The following is a 15,558-nucleotide window of genomic DNA, read 5'->3' as shown; positions in this document are numbered from 1 at the left end:
TGGTACACGCTGGCGACCGGGATCGTGGTGCTGATCGGCACTCTGGCCGGGCGGCGCTGGCTGCGCTGGTAGCCGTTCAGCCGGTCCCCGGCCCCCGGGCCGCGCGCTCGAGATAGGCGCACAGCATGTCGGCCAGGGCGTCGGCATAGGCCTCGATCTCCGCCGCGGTCCGCGGCTGGTCCGAGAAGCTCTTCCCCACCTCGCTCAGCGTCGTCATCACCAGATGGCCGGCGAGGTCGCGGGCCGCGTCCGGGACGTCGGGCAGCGCCTCCCGCATGAAGGCTTTGCCCGCACGGCGCCCGGCCGCCCGCACCTCGGTCGCCTCCGGCGCGTCGCGGTACAGCGGCGCGGCATCGTTCAGCGCGCCGCGGATCGCCGCCTCCTCGCATTCCGAGCGCAGGAAGGCATGGACCAGCCGGCGCAGCCGCTCCAGCGGCGGCGTCCGGTCATCGGCGAGGATGGTGCCCAGCAGGTCGCTGGTCTGCCGCCACTCGTCGCTCTGCAGCCGGAACAGGATCGCCGCCTTGTTCGGGAAATACTGGTAGATCGACCCGACGCTGACCCCCGCCTTCTCCGCCACCCGCGCGGTGGTGAAGCGCTGGGCGCCCTCCTTCGCCAGAACCTGAACAGCGGCCTCCAGGATCGCGGCGACGAGCCCCTCCGACCGCGCCTGCTGCGGCTGCTTTCGCGAGGAAATCTGCGGCTTTCGGCGATCGGTCACAGGCGGGTCCGGCAACGCGACTCAGGAACCTGACGAACTAGTCGTATTTTCGGTCCGGCGCAAGGATGCGCCCTTGCCTCGACCGGAGACCCGCATGACCACCCTGACCACCGCCCCGATCGCGCCCCTGCTGGCCCAGCTGTTCGCGGCGGCCGACGAAGCCTCGCCGATGGCAAGCCCCGACCTGGCCGACCTCGCCGGCGAGCATGAGCGGCTGATGCGCAGCAAGACCGAGTATCTCGACTTCTACGGCCGGCTGAAGGACTACCCGCTCGCCGTGTCGCGCGAGGCCGGCGCCCTGCTGTACATGCTGGCGCGGGGCTGCCGCGCCAAGTCGATCGTGGAGTTCGGCACCTCCTTCGGCATCTCGACCCTGCATCTGGCCGCGGCGCTGCGCGACAATGGCGGCGGTCGCCTGATCACCAGCGAGTTCGAGCCGTCCAAGGTCGAGCGGGCCCGCGCCAATCTCAGGGCCGGCGGCGTGCTCGACCTGGTCGAGATCCGCGAGGGCGACGCGCTGAAGACGCTGGCCGCCGACCTGCCCGAGGCGATCGACCTGGCGCTGCTGGACGGCGCCAAGGCGCTGTATCCCGAGATCCTGGACCTGGTGGAGAGCCGCCTGCGGCCGGGCGCCTTCGTCCTTGCCGACAATGCCGATTACAGCCCGGAGTATCTGGCGCGAGTGCGCGCGCCGGGCGGCGGCTACCTGTCCATCCCGTTCGGCGAGGATGTCGAGCTGTCGCTGCGGCTCGGCTGACGCCGGAGCCGCGGTCTGCCAGGCCCGGCCGCCGCCGAATTCGAGGCGGCAGCGACCTCAGCCCGCCGTTCGTCGCTCCGCGATCAGCCGGTCGACCGCCTGCGGCTGCAGCCGGGTGTCGACCACCAGCCGGGCCGCGCCCAGCAGCCCGGCCATCTCGCCCGTCCGCGCCGTGGTGATGGTCAGGTCGCGCGTCGCCAGCGGCAGGCAGCGCTGATAGACGAACTCGCGCACCCCGGCCAGCAGGTGCTCGCCCGCCTCGGCCAGGGTGCCGCCGACGACGATGACGCCGGGGTTCAGCACCGCGACCACATCCGCGGCCACCTCGCCCAGCACCCGGCCGGCCTGGCGCACCAGGCTGATCGCCTCCGGCCGGTTGCGCTGGACCAGCGCCATCACGTCGCGCGCGTTCCGCGCCTCAAAACCCCTGGCCCGCAGGTCGCGGGCGATCGCCCAGCCGGCGGCATAGGCCTCGACGCAGCCCAGCTTGCCGCAGCGGCACAGCGGCGCCTCGGCGTCGCGCAGCTGGATGTGGCCGACATCGCCCGCCGCCCCACGGGCGCCGCGATGCATCCGGCCGTCGGTGATGATGCCGCTGCCGATGCCGGTGCCGGCCTTGATGAAGACCAGCTGCCGCTCCTCCGGCCAGAACTGCCGGTGCTCGGTCAGGGTGCGCAGCCGCACGTCGTTCTCGGCCAGCACCGGCGCCGCGTAGTCGGCCGCGAACCAGCCGGGGATGTCGAAATCGTCCCAGCCGGTCATCACCGAGGGGCCCATCACCCGGCCGGCGGCATGGTCGACCGGCGCCGGCAGGCATAGGCCAAGGCCCAGCACCTCGTCCGGCCGCCGGCCGATCTCGGCCAGCAGCTCGCGGAACTGCCGGGCGATCCAGGTCAGGATCGGCACGGGCCCGCTGCCGACCTCGAGATCCCCGAGCCGCTCGGCCAGCACATGCGGCCCGAGATCGGTCGCCGCGACGCGGATCCGGCTCTCGCCCACATCCGCCGCCAGCACCACGCCGAACCGTTCGTTCAGCTTGAGGATGCGGGCCGGGCGGCCGCCGCTGGCCTGCGTCTCCTCCGCCTCGTGCAGCAGCCCGGAGTCGAACAGCACGCCCAGGCGCTGGGTGATGGTCGCGCGCGAGAGATCGGAGATGCGGGCGAGGTCGGCCCGCGACCGCGCCTGGCCGGACAGGATCAGCGACAGCACATGGCCGGCGCCGGCGGTGCCCAGGGCATGGATCTCGGGGTCTGAAACGGCCATGGGTCATTATGGTCGTTTTCAGGCAAAAGATCCAGAAGATCCGATTGACTCTCGTCAAAAGCCGGACTTATCGTTCCGCTTGCCGGTCCATGATCCGGCCAATCGACAGGGCCGGCGCCGCAGAAGCGCCCGCCCGCAAACAGGAGGAAACCGCGATGATCCGACCGCAGACGCCCAAGGCTGCGCTGTCCGTGAACCGCCGCCGCCTCGCCGGCCTGCTCGCCGCCGGCGCCGTAGGACTTGCCCTGGCCGCCGGCAGCACGGCCGCGATGGCGCAGGAGGCCATCGTCGGCCTCGTCACCAAGACCGAGGTCAACCCGTTCTTCGTCAAGATGCGCCAGGCCGCCGAGCAGGAGGCCCAGGCCAAGGGCCTGAAGCTGATCGCCCGCGCCGGCAAGTTCGACGGCGACAACGAAGGCCAGGTCGCCGCGATCGAGGACCTGATCAGCGCCGGCGCCAAGGGCATCCTCATCACCCCGAACAACTCCTCCGGCGTGCTCGGCGCCGTGAAGAAGGCGCGCGATGCCGGCATCCTGGTGATCGCGCTCGACACCGCGACCGACCCGGCGGACGCGGTCGATGCCACCTTCGCCACCGACAATTTCCAGGCCGGGGTGCAGCAAGGCCAGTACGCCCGCAAGGCGCTGGGCGACAAGGCGCCGAAGCTGGCGATGCTGGACGGCACGCCGGGCGGCACGGTCGACACCTTCCGCCATGACGGCTTCCTGAAGGGCTTCGGCATCGCCGAGGGCGACGCCGCCATCGTCGGCAAGCAGAACACCAACGGCGCCCAGGACAAGGGCCAGACGGCGATGGAGAACCTGCTGTCCGCCCATCCGGACATCAACGTCGTCTATACCATCAACGAACCGGCGGCCCAGGGCGCCTATGCCGCGATCAAGGCGGCCGGGAAGACCGACGATATCGTCGTCACCTCGATCGACGGCGGCTGCCTGGGCGTCAAATACGTCAAGGACGGGCGCGTCGCCGCGACCGTGATGCAGTTCCCCTACAAGATGGCGCAGATGGGCGTCGACGCCGTGGCCGAATACGCCAAGAGCGGCAAGAAGCCGACCGGCTTCGTCGACACCGGCTCCTTCCTGATCACCGGCAAGCCGCTGCCGGGGCTGGACTCCAAGGATCTCGAGTTCGGAGAGAAGAACTGCTGGGGCTGACCGCCGCCAGGTTCTGAATGGATCGATCCGGATTGGCCGCACCGCTCCCCCTCACCCGAAATCGCTCCGCGATTTCGACCTCTCCCCAAGGAGAGGTGACCAACCCTCTCCTTGGGGAGAGGGAGGGGCCCGACGCCGCAGGCGGCGGGAGGGTGAGGGGGATGGGCGCCGCCGGTTTCACCGACCTCCCGAACGAGAGAGCGATGGCCCCATCCTCGTCCTGGATCGGGCGGGCGGCGCGGGTGCTGACCACCCCGCCGCTCGGCCCGCTGATCGTGCTCGTCGCCTTCGGCGCCGTGTTCACGGCGATGAGCGAGCGCTTCCTGACGCCCGGCAACCTGTCGCTGATCGTGCAGCAATCGGTGATCATCGGCACGCTGGCGATCGGCCAGACGCTGGTGATCCTGACCGCCGGCATCGACCTCGCCACCGGCGCCATCGCCGTGCTGGGCACCATCGTCGCCGGCAAGCTGGTGGACGAAGGCCACGCCGCCCTGCCCTCGCTTCTGCTGGCGATCGGGCTGTGCAGCCTGGTCGGGCTGATCACCGGCACGCTGGTCAGCCGGCTGAAGCTGCCGCCCTTCATCGTCACGCTCGGCATGCTCGGCATCGTCACCGCCGCCACCCGGCTGTTCTCCGGCGGCGGCGCCTTCCCGGTGATGGACGACCTGCTGGGCTGGTCCGGCAACACGCTGCGCCTGGGCGGCGCCGTGATCACCTACGGCATCATCATCATGCTCGGCCTCTACGGGCTGGTCTGGTATCTGCTGAACCACACCGCCTGGGGTAAGCACGTCTACGCCATCGGCAACAATCCGGAGGCGGCGCGGCTGGTCGGCATCCCGGTGCAGCGGCGGCTGCTGTCGGTCTATCTGGCCGCGGCCTTCCTCTATGGCATCGGCGCCTGGCTGGCGCTGGGACGGATCCCGAACGCCGATCCGAACGCGATGCAGACCGCCAATCTGGACAGCATCACCGCCGTGGTGATCGGCGGCACCAGCCTGTTCGGCGGGCGCGGCAGCCTGATCGGCACGCTGATCGGCGTGCTGATCGTCGGCGTGCTGCGCAACGGCCTGACCCTGATCGGCATCGACCCGCTGTGGCAGGACCTGGTCACCGGCGTCCTGGTCATCGCGGCGGTCGCGTTGGACCAACTGTCGCGCTGGAGGCGGGTATGAGCGCGCCGGTCCTGGAGGCCCGCGGCGTGGTCAAGCGCTACGGTCATGTCACCGCGCTGGGCGGCGTCGATTTCGAGCTGCGCGGCGGCGAGGTGCTGGCGGTGGTCGGCGACAACGGCGCCGGCAAGTCGACCCTGATCAAGGTGCTGTCCGGCGCCGTCACGCCCGATGAGGGCGAGGTGCTGCTGGACGGCCAGCCGGTGCGGTTCCACGGGCCGCTGGACGCCCGCCGCCGCGGCATCGAGACGGTGTACCAGGACCTGGCGGTGGCGCCGGCGCTGGACATCGCCACCAACCTGTTCCTGGGGCGCGAGCTGCGCCGGCCCGGCCCGCTCGGCCGCTGGCTGCGGCTCTTGGACAAGCCGCGGATGCGGCGCGAGGCGCAGCGCCATATGGACGAGCTGCGCTTCCGCCTGCCCTCGATCACCCATGCGGTCGAGAGCCTGTCCGGCGGCCAGCGCCAGGGCGTGGCCGTGGCCCGCGCCGCGGTGTTCGCCCGCAAGCTGGTGATCATGGACGAGCCGACGGCGGCCTTGGGCGTGCGCGAGACCGGCCAGGTGCTGGACCTGATCCGCACCATCCGCGACCGCGGCCTGCCCGTGGTCCTGATCAGCCACAACATGCCGAACGTGTTCGAGGTGGCCGACCGCATCCATGTGATGCGGCTTGGCCGCCGCGTCGCCGTAACCTCGCCGCAGCGCCACAGCATGGCCGAGGTGGTGGCGATCATGACCGGGGCGATGCCGGGCGACCAGCCCGCCCCGAACGGCGAGACCCAACCATGACTTTCTTGTTCGTCATCCCGGGCACGGCGCAGCACGCAGTGATGCGACGCAGAACCGGGATCTCTTCACCGACCGAGCCGAGATCCCGTGTCTGCGCCGCGGCACTTCGCGCCGCAGCGCGCACGGGATGACGATCATTGGTTCACTTGCCCCCTCCCCTTTCCCTGAACCCTGACCGAAAGACGAGAGACCGAGCATGACCCGCCTGGACGAGAAGCTGGCCCGCATCCGCGCCGGACAGTACAAGCGCAGCGACTTCATCATCGCCGACGCCAAGGACGGCGACATGGGGCCGAGCCTGACCTCGACCGGCCCGAAGCGCGCGCCCGACGGCAGCTGGACCCGCTACCGCACCCGCGACGAGTTCCTGGACACCATCCGCCAGGTGGTGGAGCAGGACATCGTCGACATCATGCTGGTCTCGGCCTCGAACCTGGAGCGGCTGGTCGAGAGCGGCACCTTCCGCAACAGCCGGGTCAAGCCGGCGATCCGCGCCAACGACACCACCGATGTCTGGGTGGTGCGCGGCTGCTCCTACCCCAAGCAGCCGTCGCGCCCGTTCCGCTCGGCCGTCCTGCCGCGGGTGATGCATGGCGGCCTGACACCCGACCCGAAGGCGCCGGTCACCGGCACCGATCTCGGCCTCTACTCCGTCACCTTCAACAACGACCTGGATTCCGATATCCGGTCGCTGGAGGCCTTCGCCGAGTTCCGCGCCGACTGCGCCGCCAACGGCTTCAAGTACTTCTTCGAGGTCTTCAATCCGAATGTGTCGAGCGGCATCGACCCGGAGTTGCAGCCGCACTATCTGAACGACTGCATCCTGCGCTGCCTGGCCGGGGTGATGAAGGCCGACCGGCCGCAGTTCCTGAAGATCCCCTTCAACGGCCCGAAGGCGCTGGAGGAGCTGGCGAGCTTCGATTCCAGCCTGATCGTCGGCGTGCTCGGCGGCGGCGCCGGCACCACCCGCGACTGCTTCGAGCTCTTGCACCAGGCCGAGAAATACGGCGCCCGCGTCGCCCTGTTCGGCCGCAAGATCAACCTGGCGGAATCGCCGCTGGCGATGGTCAGCTTCATGCGCCAGGTGGCCGACGGCACGATCACGCCGGAGGAGGCGGTGAAGGCCTATCACGGCGAGCTGCAGAAGCAGGGCATCACTCCGCTGCGCCCCCTGGCCGACGATGTGCAGACCACCGAAGCCGTTCTGAAGCAGGGCTGAGATGGAGCGCTCGGGCATCATCTGCGGCGGCACGATCTGCATCGACGTCAACAAGGTCATCGACCGCTTCCCGCCGCAGGAGCACGTCGCCAAGATCGTGGAGGAGACGCCGGATTCCGGCGGCCCGGGCTTCAACATGGCGATCGACCTCGCCCGCCTGGGCGCGCCCTTCCCGATCGAGGTGGTCGGCGTGGTCGGCGACGACGCCTATGGCCAACTGGCGCTGGACGTCTGCCGCGACCACGGCGTCGGCGCCGGCCGGATCGCGGTGCTGCCGGGCGGACGCACCGCCTATACCGACGTGATGATCGTGGCCGAGGGCGGGCGGCGGACCTTCTTCTACCAGGAGGGGGTCAACGCCCTGCTCTCGCCCGAGCATTTCGACCTGGCGGGGTCGACCTCGAAGATCTTCCATGTCGGCTCGCCCGGGGTGCATGCCCGGATGGACGCGCCGCAAGGCAGCGGCAACGGCTTTACCGAGGTGCTGGCCCGCGCCCGCGCCTCGGGCCACCGCACCAATATGGAGCTGGTGGGCGTGGCGGGCGACCGGCTGCGCGACCTGACCGTGCCCTGCCTGCCGCTCCTGGACAGCATCATCATCAACGAGCTGGAGGCGACGGCGCTGACCGGAGTCGAGACCCACCGCGACGGCCGTCCCGACTGGGCGCTGGTCGAGGCGGCGGCGGCGGCGCTGATCCGGATGGGCGTGTCGACCCTGGCGGTGGTGCATTTCCCGGAGGGCGTGGTCGCCGCCGACCGCGACGGCCGGCTGTGGCGCCAGGGCGCGGCCTGGGTGCCGCCGGAGGCGGTCAAGAGCACCAACGGCGCCGGCGACGCTTTGGCCTCCGGCGTCATGCTGGGGCTGCATGAGGGCTGGCCGGTGGAGAAAGGGCTGAGGCTGGGAGTCTGCGTCGCGGCGCTCAGCCTCGGCTCGTACAGCACGTCGCGGGCGATCCCCTCGGCCGAGGAGTGCTTCGACTATGGGGAAAGGTCGGGGTTCAAGCCGACGGCGTAGGTTGGGTTCGCATCGCGAACCCAACATGTCGATGCCGGGACCGGTGTTGGGTTCGCCGACGCGAACCCAACCTACGCACCGCCTTCCCTTTCCTGTCATCCTCGGGCTTGACCCGAGGATCCAGGGGCGGCCAGAGCCGCTCTTGGTGGCCCCTGGATGCCCGGGTCAAGCCCGGGCATGACAGTGAAAGACGGCCAGGAAAGTCTCCGCTCATCCCGGAATCGGGAACCGCCTGGCGAAATCGCGCACCGCGTTCGCCAAAGCCGGCTCCGGCCGGGCGCCGGTGACCGCATCCACGATCAGATCCGCCAGCGCCGTCATCTGCCCCTCGCGCATCCCCCGGGTGGTGACCGCGGGCGTGCCCAGCCGCAGCCCGGAGGGGCGCAGCGGCGGCCGCGTGTCGTCCGGCACCACCTGCTTGTTCGAGACCAGCCCGACCCGGTCCAGCCGCTGCTGCGCCTCGTCGCCGTCGATGCCGAAGCTGGCCGCCACGTCGACCACCAGCAGGTGGTTGTCGGTGCCGCCGGTCACCAGCTGCGCGCCCCGCGCCTGCAGCGCCGCCGCCAGCGCCTTGGCATTGTCCAGCACGCGGCGGGCATAGGCCAGGAACTCCTCCTGCGCCGCCAGGTGCAGCGCCGTCGCCAGCGCCGCCACCTGGTCCATGTGCGGCCCGCCCTGCAGCCCCGGGAACACCGCCTGGTCGATCGCCTTGCGGAACGGCTCGCGGCACAGGATCAGCCCGCCGCGCGGCCCGCGCAGCGTCTTGTGCGTCGTGGTGGTGACGATGTCGAAGCCGGCCGCCAGCGGGTTCGGCAGCGCCTTGCCGGCGATCAGCCCGCCGATATGCGAGACATCGGCCATGGTGATGGCCCCGACCTCGTCGGCGATCGCCTTGAAGGCGGCGTAGTCGATGTCGCGCGGGTAGGAGGAGAAGCCGGTGATCAAGAGCTTCGGCCGCTCGCGCCGCGCGGTCTCGCGGATGGCGTCGAAGTCGAAGCCGCCGCCGGCCACGGTGCCGTAGCGGACGAAGCGGAAGATCCTGCCCATGGCCGAAACCGGGGCGCCGTGGGTCAGGTGGCCGCCATGCGACAGGTCCATCGCCAGGATGGTGTCGCCCGGGGCGAGCAGGCCGAAATACACCGCCTGGTTCATCGGCGACCCGGACAGCGGCTGGACATTGGCGTGCTCGGCCCCGAACAGCGCCCTGGCGCGGGCCTGGGCCAGTTCCTCGATCTCGTCGGCATGCAGGTTGCCGCCATAGTAGCGGCGGCGCGGCTGGCCCTCGGCGTATTTGTCGGCGAAGACCGAGCCGATCAGCGGCCGCAGCTCCGGAAAGGCGTGGTTCTCCGACGCGATCAGGGTCAGGCCCTGCTGCTGCCGGCGCTCCTCGCGCTCGAGGATCTCGGCGGCCTCCGGATCGGCGGCGGCCAGGCGGCTGCGCAGGTCGGGATCGGCCGGGTCGGGCTGGTGCTGGTATTCCATGCGAAGTGCTCCGTTTCGATGCCTGGACACGAATCGCCCGACCAGCTTGCAAGCAAGGCTGCCCAGGCGAGCGGCATCGAAACGGTCCTCCACGCTCCCTCGGGGTGCTCCCCCGTCTCGCCAGTCACGTGGAGGGTATGGCTGATCCTGCGATCGGGACGATGATGGAAGGGACGCGGTGTCCCGTCAACCGGCGCTTGCCCGGCGGCGCCGGAGATGCCAGGAGGACGGCCACCGGCCTCGGCGCGCCCGGCGGCAACATCAGGGGACTGCGATGATGTTCTGGATGGCGGGCGTGGCCGGACTGGCGGTCGCCTATCTCTTCGGCTCCATCCCCACCGGCTATCTGGCGGGGAAGCTGCTCCGCGGCATCGATATCCGCGAGCACGGCTCACGATCCACCGGGGCCACGAACGTGCTGCGGACCCTGGGCAAGGGGCCGGCGCTGGCGGTGCTGCTGGTCGATGTGCTGAAGGGCGCGGCGGCGATCGTCTTCGCCCGCTGGGTCTGGACCTGGGTCTCAGCATGGCCGTCCGCCGTGCCGCCGACGTCCGATCCGCAAGGCTGGGCGCCCTGGGCCGTCTGCCTGGCCGGGCTGGCGGTGCTTGTGGGGCACAGCCGCCCGGTCTGGCTGAATTTCAGGGGCGGCAAATCCGCCGCGACGGGGCTGGGCGTGCTGCTGGCGATCTCCTGGCCGGCGGGCCTGGGGGCCACGGCGGCCTTCGGCGTGGCGCTGGCGGTCTTCCGGATCGTGTCGCTGGGCTCGATGCTGGCGGCGCTGACCGCGATCGCCCTGGCCTGCGCCCTGGAGCAGCCGCTGCCCACCCGCCTGCTGGTGATCGCGGGCGGCCTCTATGTGATTGCGCGTCATCGCGCCAACATCCGGCGGCTGCTGGCGGGGACGGAACCGCGCCTGGGGCGCAGCAACCCTGGACCCGTGCCCTAGGACGCCGCCGCACACGCTTCGCGCGCCCTTCGGGCATGCCGTCGCATGCCCACCGCGCCACCGACAAAATCGTCGCGATTCCGGCCAGCGCGCCATCTTCATACGCCCGCCGGCCGGACAGGAAGGCCGGAAATCATAGTTTCACGCCGACGCTCGCCAGGAAGCTTTCCATACGGTTGTCGACCTCAGCCTTCGTCTCCGCCCACGCTGGGAACGACTGGAGAAGATTGTCGTGCCACGCGATCAGGTTTGGGTATTCCTTGAACGGAAACTTCGCACGATCGACCTGGGAGAAGGGCGCCGCAATATCAATGTCGGCAAACGTCAATGCATCGCCGACCATGAACTTGCGGCCTTCAAGATGCTGGTCGAGTACCTTCGCCGCGGCGCGGATCTTGCCCTCGGCAAACTCGATGAGGGACTCGTTCTTTGGCAATCCCATGACCGTCTTGCCGACGCGCTCATCGAAGATCGTGGTGGTGAAGGTGCGCCATTGTTCGCCCGACCAGAACATCCACTGAAGGACTTGGAAGCGCTCCTCCTGCGTGGTTCCGACCAGCGGCGAATTCACCTTGCTGGCGAGATACAGATTGATCGCAGAAGATTCCCAGAGAATGGTGTCGCCATCCTCCAGAACCGGTGTCAAACCGTTGGGATTGAGGCGCGATTTGAACTCATCGGTCTGGCTCTCGCCCTTGAACAGGTCAACTTTGACGCGTTCGAGTTCAATGCCCATGATCTTCGCAGCGGCGGTCACGCGACGCAAGCTGCCCGAGCCCGCATCACCATAGATCTTGATTGCCATAGCTTTTCCTTTCGGTTCGAGGCCGGGCGGTCGAACGAGGATTCCTATATTCTTCTCGCGAATGACAGATATGCTTGACGAATTCCATCTATTCCATATTGGAATTCATGGGTTTTATCGCGCGGTCATGGCCCGCTCATCAAAGGTCGGGGACGGCTATGCCTTCTATTCCTGTCCGGAACAAAAGTGATGGATAAGCTGGACGCGATGCGGATGTTCGTGCGCGTCGTCGAAAGCGGAAGCTTTTCGCAGGCGGCGCGTGACCTGAACGTCAGTCAGCCGACGGTCAGCAAACAACTCGCTGCGCTCGAAGCGCGGCTCGGGACACAGCTTCTCGCGAGAAATTCCCGTGCTCTTGCCGTGACGCCTGCGGGACAGGACTATTACGAGGCCACCGTCCGCATCCTTCAGGATCTCGACCTTGTCGAAGAAAGGGTCCTTGAGGGGCAGTCGGCTCCCTCAGGGCTGGTCCGCGTGACCCTCTCGCCAGCCTTCGGGAGGATGTTCGTCATCCCTCGGCTACCGGATTTCAGGAACCGTTTCCCCGACGTCGCGATCGAGATGGAAGTCTCCGGGCGGCACGTTGACCTTATCGAGGAGGGAATGGACGTCGCAATCCGTATTGGTCGGCTTTCGGATTCAGCACTCGTCGCCCGGCGCATCGGCGACATGCGGATGATCACCTTGGCCTCCGCCGGCTATCTTGCCCAACACGGCACGCCGCAAACGTTGGACGAACTGCGCACCCACCAGCGTATCAGCTATGTCCACCAGGGGGATATCATCGGGTGGGGCTTCCACGTGGACGGCCGGCAGGTCACGGTCGACGGCGGGGGAGCGTTCCGCACGAACGACGCCGAGCATGTCCGCGGCGCGGTCCTCGCGGGCCTCGGCATCGCCCACCATGCGAGTTGGTTGTTCACCGATGTGCTGGACTCCGGCGAAGTTGTCCGAATTCTGGACTGGCATGCGCCGCCGCCCTTTCCGATCAACGCAGTGACCGCTGCCGGACGGCGCATGCCCTCCCGAGTACGACAGTTCATCGATTTCCTCGCTGCGATTTGCGCCGAGGAGCCGGAATTGAAGGTAGGCGATGGCTAAAGCGTCAGGGAGCGGACGCTCCGGGTTGGCCTCGCACGGGAGGACGCTGAACAGGCCCCTGCCATCCGTTCAGTCGGCCATTGGCGACCATCCCGCTGCGCGCAGCAACAAGGTGGCGGCCGCATGGCTATACTTGCGGCTATTCTCGGCATGAATGGTTCGCCGGCTTCTACCACCTCGACGCGCTGATTGTGTTCAAACCCTAGTACAGCCGCCCACCATTCGGCACCGGGCGTTCGATCGCGGCCAGCACGACGGCGCCGTCGGCGTCGGGGAAGCCCAGCACCAGGATCTCGGAGATGAAGCGGCCGATCTGCTTCGGCGGGAAGTTCACCACCGCCGCCACTTGGCGGCCCAGCAGCGTCTCCGGCGTGTAATGCACGGTCAGCTGGGCCGAGCTGCGCTTCAGGCCGACCTCGGGCCCCAGATCGACGGTCAGCTTGTAGGCCGGCTTGCGCGCCTCCGGATACGGCTCCACCGCCACGATGGTGCCGACCCGGATGTCGACCTTGGCGAAATCGTCGTAGCTGATCGTCATGCTGCCCTCCGCGAAACCGGCGCGCACCCTGCCGCGCCCGCGTCCGGATGGCAAGAAGGCCGCCCGGAGGCGGCCTTCGATCTCACGACGACGCTGCGGTCAGCGCTTCGCGGGGGTCTTCAGGACCGATTTGAGCTCGTCGAAGCTGGCGCTGACGCGCTTGCTGACGATCTCGGCGGCCTCGGTGTTCGACTTGGCCAGGAGCTCGGCCAGCTCCTTCATGTCGGCGATCGCCTTCTCGAAGGTGACCTTGGCCAGCTCGGTCTGCTTGGCCAGCTTCTCCTCCGGCGCGCCGGTGGAGACGGCGTTGGAGAACTGGGCCTGCAGCTCGGCCAGGTTCTGGCGGATGATCTCGCCCTGGCGGCGGGCGAAGGCCTGCACGCCCTCGGCCGCGGTGCGGTTGGCGGCGGTCAACGCCTCGATGTTCTTGCGCTGGGCCTGCAGCACAGCGTCGAGGTCGACGCCCGGCACCTTGAACTCGCCCAGCAGCTTGGTGAAGTCGACGTCCCAGACCGGCGGCACCTTGCTCATGGCCAACTCCTGATTGCACAAGAATGCGGCAGCTTACACATTCACGCTGCAACGCAAAAGAAGATTGTGCATTGCAGCAAAGCTGTCATTTAGTGAACCGTAGGCTCCTGCCCCGCCTGGGCGGCGGGCTCGGCCGGCGGTTCGGCCCGGCGCTCGCCCCGGCCGCGGCCGAAGGTCTGCTCCCACTGCTCGGCCTGGCGCAGCCGCTGGTCCAGCGCCTTCATGGTGCGGTCCAGGTCCGGCGAATCATCCTGCTCCCACACCCGCAGCACCAGGCCGTAGATCAGGCACAGCGCCCGCACCCGCGCCCGGCCCAGCAGGCCCGAGGTCGAGATGCCGGCGGATTGCAGCGTCCACCGCATCGACAGCTCCAGCTGCCGCGCCTGCAGGAGCGCGGTCAGCGGGTCCAGCCGCAGGTCGCGCAGGATCGCCTTGATCCCGGCGCGGTGGCCCGACAGCACGTCGAAGCGGCGCATCATCAGGTCGAACAGCCGGTCGCGCGGGGACTCGTCCTCGCCCGGCAGCCCCTCGGACAGGGCGGCCTGGTCGATCATGCGGCTGAACCCGGCCAGCAAGTCCGGTTTGGCCGGGCAGTGGCGGTACAGCGCCGACATCGGCACCCGCGCCGCCTGGGCGACGTCGGAGAGGGTCAAGGCGCGCCACCCCTTCTCCGCCGCCAGGTCGACGGCGGTGGTGACGATGTGGTTCGCAATATCGGCCTTCTTCGCCATGGTCCCGGCCCTTCGCGCCATCGGCCTCGCGGCCCCAGAGCGCCCGCCGGGGGCGGGCGCGATTGCGCTCCAATCTAACGCAAAACGGTGGGAATGCGAGCCGGGACCGGATCAGGCGCCTAGGACCGCAGATGCTCCAGGATCTGGATCGCGTTCAGCGCGGCGCCCTTGAGCAGCTGGTCGCCGGAGACGAACAGCGACAGGGACCGGCCGGTCGGGTCGCCGAGATCGGTGCGGATGCGGCCGACCAGCACCTCGTCCCGGCCGCTGGCCTCGGACGGCATCGGGAAGTGGTTGGCGGCGCGGTCGTCGACCAGGCGCAGCCCCGGCGCGACTGCCAGCAGGCTCCTCGCCTCCTCCGGCGACACCACGCTGTCGAACTCGACGGTCAGTGCGATCGAATGGGCCCGCAGCACCGGCACGCGGATGCAGGTGATGCCGATCGGCAGCTCCGGCGCGCCGAGGATGCGGCGGCTCTCGGCGATCGCCTTCAGCTCCTCGCCGTTGTAGCCGCTGTCCGGGTCGACATCGGCGTTGTGGCTGAACAGGTTGAAGGCATAGGGGTGCGGCAGCACCTTCGGCGCGAACGCCTCGCCTCGAAGGTTGGCGGCGGTGGATTGGCGCAGCTCCTCCATCGCCGCCGCGCCGGCGCCGGAGGCGGACTGGTAGGTCGCCGCCGACACCCGCCGCAGCGGATGCGCCCGGTGCAGCGGCGCCAGGGCCACGGTCATGATCGCGGCGACGCAGTTCGGGTTGGCGATGATGCCGGCGTGGCCGGCCAGGGTCGCGGCGTTCACCTCCGGCACCACCAGCGGCACCTCCGGCCGCATGCGGAAGGCCGAGGAGTTGTCCACCACCACCGCCCCGGCCGCCACCGCCGCAGGGGCGAAGCGGCGGGAGATGCCGGCCCCGGCCGAGAACAGGGCGATGTCGATTCCGGCGAAGCTGGCCTCGGTCAGCTCCTCCACCGCCAGGTCGCGGCCGCGGAACGGGAGGCTGCGTCCGACGGAGCGGGCGGAGGCCAGCAGCCGCACGGACCCGGCCGGGAAGCGCCGCGCCTCCAGGCAGCGCAGCAGCTCGACGCCGACGGCGCCGGTGGCGCCGACGATGGCGATCACGGGTTCGGGCGAACGCACACCGCGCGGCGCGTCCTGGAGATCGGGTGATGAAAGCATGGTGTCGTCCTTCCTCTGCGAACCGGGAGGGACGATGGCTGCACCGTTGGGCCCCGTCCGTCCTCGGCGGGGCCTCCGGTGCTATGTCGCGGCCGTCACCGCGCGCGCCAGAGAACGCCCGCCGCAGCGGTCGTCT

At 69.3% G+C, this 15,558-nt stretch carries 16 protein-coding genes and 1 riboswitch; of the genes, 8 read left to right on the top strand and 8 right to left on the bottom strand.

Features of this window, described 5'->3' with window-relative positions; all coding sequences use genetic code 11:
- Nucleotides 1–76: 76 nt before the first annotated feature.
- Complete coding sequence (locus P409_RS10310; protein WP_034835112.1) at nucleotides 77–721, bottom strand: TetR family transcriptional regulator; 645 nt, start codon at nucleotides 719–721, stop codon at nucleotides 77–79.
- A gap of 94 nt (nucleotides 722–815) precedes the next feature.
- Between P409_RS10310 and P409_RS10305 the strand changes: the two genes are divergently transcribed.
- On the top strand, nucleotides 816–1,478 hold the full coding sequence (locus P409_RS10305; RefSeq protein ID WP_034835108.1) for an O-methyltransferase: 663 nt from the start codon (nucleotides 816–818) through the stop codon (nucleotides 1,476–1,478).
- 57 nt (nucleotides 1,479–1,535) lie between these two features.
- On the opposite strand, the gene P409_RS10300 is transcribed toward P409_RS10305, so the two are convergent.
- Entirely contained in the window at nucleotides 1,536–2,741 is a 1,206-nt protein-coding gene (locus tag P409_RS10300) for an ROK family transcriptional regulator (RefSeq protein WP_034835105.1), read from the bottom strand.
- A 155-nt stretch (nucleotides 2,742–2,896) separates the two neighbouring features.
- On the opposite strand from P409_RS10300, the gene P409_RS10295 reads away from it, so the two are divergent.
- The 5 genes from P409_RS10295 (at nucleotide 2,897) to P409_RS10275 (ending at nucleotide 8,113) form a co-directional block, all read left to right on the top strand.
- Entirely contained in the window at nucleotides 2,897–3,916 is a 1,020-nt protein-coding gene (locus P409_RS10295) for a substrate-binding domain-containing protein (protein WP_081991406.1), read from the top strand.
- 203 nt (nucleotides 3,917–4,119) lie between these two features.
- Complete coding sequence (locus P409_RS10290; protein WP_052120325.1) at nucleotides 4,120–5,094, top strand: ABC transporter permease; 975 nt, start codon at nucleotides 4,120–4,122, stop codon at nucleotides 5,092–5,094.
- Nucleotides 5,091–5,879, top strand: coding sequence for an ATP-binding cassette domain-containing protein (locus P409_RS10285; RefSeq protein WP_052120323.1), 789 nt, complete (start codon nucleotides 5,091–5,093; stop codon nucleotides 5,877–5,879). The genes P409_RS10290 and P409_RS10285 overlap by 4 nt, the downstream gene beginning before the upstream one ends.
- A gap of 196 nt (nucleotides 5,880–6,075) precedes the next feature.
- A complete protein-coding gene (locus tag P409_RS10280) occupies nucleotides 6,076–7,098 on the top strand; it encodes a beta/alpha barrel domain-containing protein (RefSeq protein ID WP_034835103.1) in 1,023 nt (340 codons plus the stop codon).
- 1 nt (nucleotide 7,099) lies between these two features.
- Nucleotides 7,100–8,113, top strand: a complete 1,014-nt coding sequence (locus tag P409_RS10275) for a carbohydrate kinase family protein (RefSeq protein ID WP_034835100.1) — start codon at nucleotides 7,100–7,102, stop codon at nucleotides 8,111–8,113.
- Between the two features lie 210 nt (nucleotides 8,114–8,323).
- Here the strand turns inward: P409_RS10275 and P409_RS10270 are convergent, their stop codons facing one another.
- Nucleotides 8,324–9,595 carry a serine hydroxymethyltransferase gene (locus P409_RS10270; RefSeq protein ID WP_152613321.1) on the bottom strand — a complete coding sequence of 424 codons (1,272 nt, stop codon included), beginning with the start codon at nucleotides 9,593–9,595 and terminating at the stop codon, nucleotides 8,324–8,326.
- A gap of 53 nt (nucleotides 9,596–9,648) precedes the next feature.
- A riboswitch (ZMP/ZTP riboswitch) is annotated at nucleotides 9,649–9,733 on the bottom strand.
- 136 nt (nucleotides 9,734–9,869) lie between these two features.
- Here P409_RS10270 and plsY point away from each other — a divergent pair.
- Nucleotides 9,870–10,541, top strand: coding sequence for a glycerol-3-phosphate 1-O-acyltransferase PlsY (gene plsY, locus P409_RS10265; protein ID WP_034835097.1), 672 nt, complete (start codon nucleotides 9,870–9,872; stop codon nucleotides 10,539–10,541).
- Between the two features lie 133 nt (nucleotides 10,542–10,674).
- On the opposite strand, the gene P409_RS10260 is transcribed toward plsY, so the two are convergent.
- On the bottom strand, nucleotides 10,675–11,346 hold the full coding sequence (locus P409_RS10260; protein WP_034835093.1) for a glutathione S-transferase family protein: 672 nt from the start codon (nucleotides 11,344–11,346) through the stop codon (nucleotides 10,675–10,677).
- A gap of 189 nt (nucleotides 11,347–11,535) precedes the next feature.
- Here P409_RS10260 and P409_RS10255 point away from each other — a divergent pair, with 189 nt between their 5' ends.
- On the top strand, nucleotides 11,536–12,447 hold the full coding sequence (locus P409_RS10255) for a LysR family transcriptional regulator (protein WP_034835090.1): 912 nt from the start codon (nucleotides 11,536–11,538) through the stop codon (nucleotides 12,445–12,447).
- Between the two features lie 202 nt (nucleotides 12,448–12,649).
- Here P409_RS10255 and P409_RS10250 read toward each other — a convergent pair whose 3' ends face one another.
- The 4 genes from P409_RS10250 to P409_RS10235 all read right to left on the bottom strand — a co-directional run bounded on the left by P409_RS10250 (nucleotide 12,650) and on the right by P409_RS10235 (nucleotide 15,422).
- Entirely contained in the window at nucleotides 12,650–12,985 is a 336-nt protein-coding gene (locus P409_RS10250) for a tRNA-binding protein (RefSeq protein ID WP_034835087.1), read from the bottom strand.
- A gap of 99 nt (nucleotides 12,986–13,084) precedes the next feature.
- A complete protein-coding gene (locus P409_RS10245) occupies nucleotides 13,085–13,516 on the bottom strand; it encodes a phasin family protein (RefSeq protein ID WP_034835085.1) in 432 nt (143 codons plus the stop codon).
- 89 nt (nucleotides 13,517–13,605) lie between these two features.
- Nucleotides 13,606–14,247, bottom strand: a complete 642-nt coding sequence (locus P409_RS10240; RefSeq protein ID WP_052120321.1) for a TetR/AcrR family transcriptional regulator — start codon at nucleotides 14,245–14,247, stop codon at nucleotides 13,606–13,608.
- A 119-nt stretch (nucleotides 14,248–14,366) separates the two neighbouring features.
- Nucleotides 14,367–15,422, bottom strand: coding sequence for an aspartate-semialdehyde dehydrogenase (locus P409_RS10235; protein ID WP_052120319.1), 1,056 nt, complete (start codon nucleotides 15,420–15,422; stop codon nucleotides 14,367–14,369).
- Nucleotides 15,423–15,558: the final 136 nt, after the last annotated feature.

The sequence above is a fragment of the Inquilinus limosus MP06 genome (assembly GCF_000767795.1).
GTDB classification, from domain to species: Bacteria; Pseudomonadota; Alphaproteobacteria; order DSM-16000; family Inquilinaceae; genus Inquilinus; species Inquilinus limosus_E.
Note: the sequence above shows the minus strand (reverse complement) of the source record. Positions and strands in the feature narration are given on the sequence as shown.